Genomic DNA, 3068 nt, shown 5'->3' with positions numbered 1-3068 from the left:
CCCCCCCCCCCCCCCCCCCCCCCCCCCCCCCCCCCCCCCCCCCCCCCCCCCCCCCCCCCCCCCCCCCCCCCCCCCCCCCCCCCCCCCCCCCCCCGGGCCGGGCCTATGGCGGGTGGGAAAAGCAATCCCCCCGCACCCCCGACACCCCCCACACTCGACCCCATGACCAGGTCCACGTCCTTCAACAAAGCCGCCCCCCAATACGCCAAATACCGCCCCTCCTACCCCCCACAACTCCTCGACACGATCGAATCCCTGGCAGCCCACCCCCTCCAGCACGCCCGCATCGCGGACATCGGCGCCGGCACCGGCATCGCCAGCACCCTGCTGCACGCCAGAGGCGCGAGGGTCACCGCGGTGGAGCCCGGCGAGGGAATGGCCGCACAGTTCCGCAGGACGTACCCGGAGATCCCCCTGGTGAGGGGCGACGGCAACCACCTCCCCCTGGCCACGGCATCCGCGGACTTCATCACGTACGCCCAGGCCTGGCACTGGACGGACCCGGCGAAGGCGGGCCCGGAAGCCCGCCGCGTACTGCGCCCGGGCGGCACCCTGGCCCTGTGGTGGAACAGGACGGACCACTCCGTGCCGTGGCTGGCCGAGCAGGACGCCCGCATACACGCCTTCTTCGGAACGGGCGGAACGGAACCCGCGGCCCGAGGGGGCCACCTCTGGACCGACGTCCCCGGCCTGACCTTCACAGAACGCCACATCCCGCACACCAGGGAGGTGTCCCTCGACACCCACCTGGCGAATCTGGGCAGCCACTCCATGTTCCTGGTGCTGGGCGAGGAGGGAACGAGGGAGTTCATGACGAGGGAGCGAGAAATCCTGAACGACCTGTTCCCGGACGGAAAACTGCGGGAGAGCTACGTCGTGGACCTACGCCTGGCCCGCACGTAAAGCCCCCCCACCCTCGGCGCGACCACCCCCAAGCCCTCGGCGCGCCCCCCCGGGTACCGCCCATCGGACGCCCCCTCCAGGCACGCGCCCCCGGTGCGAGGATGACGTCACGCAACGCCGCACCACCTGGAGGGTGACCGCATGACCCAGACCGTCGCAGTCCTCGGCACCGGCAAGATCGGCGAGGCCCTCCTCAGTGGAATGATCCGGGCCGGCTGGCACCCGTCCAACCTGCTCGTCACCGCCCGCCGCGCGGACCGCGCCGAGGAACTGCGCACCCGCTACGGCGTGGACGCGGTCACGAACGCCGAGGCCGCCAAGCGCGCGGACACCCTGATCCTCGCCGTGAAGCCCCAGGACATGGGCAGCCTCCTGGACGAGCTGGCCCCGCACCTCACCAGCGACCGCCTGGTGATCAGCGCAGCCGCCGGCATCCCGAGCTCGTTCATCGAGGCCCGCCTCGCCACCGGCACCCCGGTCGTACGCGTCATGCCGAACACCCCCGTCCTGGTCGACGAGGGCATGTCGGTGATCAGTGGCGGCAGCCACGCCACACCGGAGCACCTCGCCCATACGGAGGAAATCTTCGGCGGCGTCGGCAAGACCCTGCGCGTACCGGAGTCCCAGCAGGACGCGGCCACCGCCCTCTCCGGCTCGGGCCCCGCGTACTTCTACTACCTGGTCGAGGCGATGACCGACGCCGGCATCCTGCTCGGCCTCCCGCGCTCCCAGGCGTACGACCTGATCGTGCAGTCCGCGATCGGCGCGGCGGTGATGCTGCGCGACAGCGGCGAGCACCCGGTGAAGCTGCGCGAGGCGGTGACGTCCCCGGCGGGCACGACCATCAGCGCGATCCGCGAGCTGGAGAGCCACGGCGTACGGGCCGCCCTGATCGCGGCGCTCGAAGCGGCCCGCGACCGCAGCCGTGAACTGGCCTCCGGCAACGGCTGAGGGCCACCCGCGACCGCTACCCCCTGTTGCGCGGCCGCCGCACCACAGCGGCGGCCATCCCCACGCCCGCCAGCGCGAACGCACCCCCGCCGACGACACTCAAGACCCCGGCAGAGGTGTGCGGAAGCACGTCCCGCGCGGCATCGAACACCGTGCTCGCGCCGTCCCCCGCCACCACGGGCCCGTCCGACGCAGACCCGTCCGGCGCAGACCCGTCCGGCGCAGACCCGCCCGAACCCTCGACGCCGACCCCGCCCGCACCCGGCGCGCTCGCACCGCCCGCACCGTCCGCACCGGCCGCCCAGGGTTCGACGGCAGCCGAGGCCGCCACCGATGCCCCCGCCGAACCCCCCGCATCAGCCCGAACCACACCACCAGCCCCGCTGCCGCACCCACTCCCGAAGTCGCGCCGCTCCTCCGGCACACCCCCATCGCTCTGCGCACGCCCGTGGCCGTGGCCGTGCGCATAGTGAAGGGCATGACCGTGATTGACCCGAGCCCGCCCCTCCCGAAGCTCGGCCGCGACCCGGCAGCCCTCCCGCAGCTTCTGCTCAAGCCGAACCGCTTCGGCGGACGCGTCTGCGCCCTCGCAAGCCCGGACTCGCCGCAGCTCGCCCAACGTCTCCTGATTGAGCGCGTCGACGACCCGAAGCCGCATCCGGATCACCTCCTCACCACCGTCCCTGCCGTACGCGCCGGCCTCGGGCACCACAGCCATCCCCACCAGGAGCAGAACCACGGCGGCGACGGCGATCCGAAGAAGTGACCTCATACCCGCCAAGCTAGGACGGGACGGGGCGCCTCCAGATCAGCCGTCCTGCCAGGCCTGCCTCAGCCGAAAGCACGAGGTGGGAGCCGTACGGAGCCGACCCGGCACCCCCGCGACCGCGACTCCGGCCGAGGGTTGACACGTCCATCCCCGGTACGTAATGTTCTCCGAGCTGTCCGACGTGAGCGCCGACTCCGGTCGGTCCCCGGACAGCCATTCCGCACCAACCACTTCTTATGAACGACACCTCGTCGTCTCGTTTTTCGTGTGCTTTTGCGAAATGAGGAATCCGCGTTCGAGAACGCACCCCGATTGGCGTCGGGGCCCTGGATTCCGCTAATGTCTCACTCGTCGGAACGGCCCAACAGCCGGGAAGACAAGCCGACTTGGCTCCGGGAGACCGGGAATCGGGCCCGAAAGGATCTGATAGAGTCGGAACCGCCGG

Annotated in this window: 3 protein-coding genes; all 3 read left to right on the top strand. The window is 71.9% G+C overall.

What is annotated here, in order from left to right:
- The first annotated feature begins 162 nt into the window (after nucleotides 1-162).
- The 3 genes from ACGF3I_RS35205 to ACGF3I_RS35195 all read left to right on the top strand — a co-directional run bounded on the left by ACGF3I_RS35205 (nucleotide 163) and on the right by ACGF3I_RS35195 (nucleotide 2620).
- Nucleotides 163-903, top strand: coding sequence for a class I SAM-dependent methyltransferase (locus tag ACGF3I_RS35205; protein WP_393139409.1), 741 nt, complete (start codon nucleotides 163-165; stop codon nucleotides 901-903).
- 141 nt (nucleotides 904-1044) lie between these two features.
- Nucleotides 1045-1854 (top strand): pyrroline-5-carboxylate reductase, encoded by an 810-nt coding sequence (gene proC, locus ACGF3I_RS35200; RefSeq protein ID WP_393139407.1) that lies wholly within the window; start codon nucleotides 1045-1047, stop codon nucleotides 1852-1854.
- 478 nt (nucleotides 1855-2332) lie between these two features.
- Nucleotides 2333-2620 carry a hypothetical protein gene (locus ACGF3I_RS35195; protein WP_393139405.1) on the top strand — a complete coding sequence of 96 codons (288 nt, stop codon included), beginning with the start codon at nucleotides 2333-2335 and terminating at the stop codon, nucleotides 2618-2620.
- Nucleotides 2621-3068 lie beyond the last annotated feature (448 nt).

This window comes from Streptomyces sp. NPDC048111, assembly GCF_043202815.1.
In the GTDB taxonomy this organism is placed as follows: domain Bacteria; phylum Actinomycetota; class Actinomycetes; order Streptomycetales; family Streptomycetaceae; genus Streptomyces.
The sequence above is the reverse complement of the archived record's forward strand: the minus strand, read 5'-3'. Positions and strand labels throughout refer to the sequence as shown.

Bases quoted from the DNA above. Each gene is read 5' to 3' on its own strand.
- ACGF3I_RS35205 (WP_393139409.1), top strand. From the start codon at position 163: ATGACCAGGTCCACGTCCTTCAACAAAGCCGCCCCCCAATACGCCAAA.
- proC (WP_393139407.1), top strand. From the start codon at position 1,045: ATGACCCAGACCGTCGCAGTCCTCGGCACCGGCAAGATCGGCGAGGCC.
- ACGF3I_RS35195 (WP_393139405.1), top strand. From the start codon at position 2,333: ATGACCGTGATTGACCCGAGCCCGCCCCTCCCGAAGCTCGGCCGCGAC.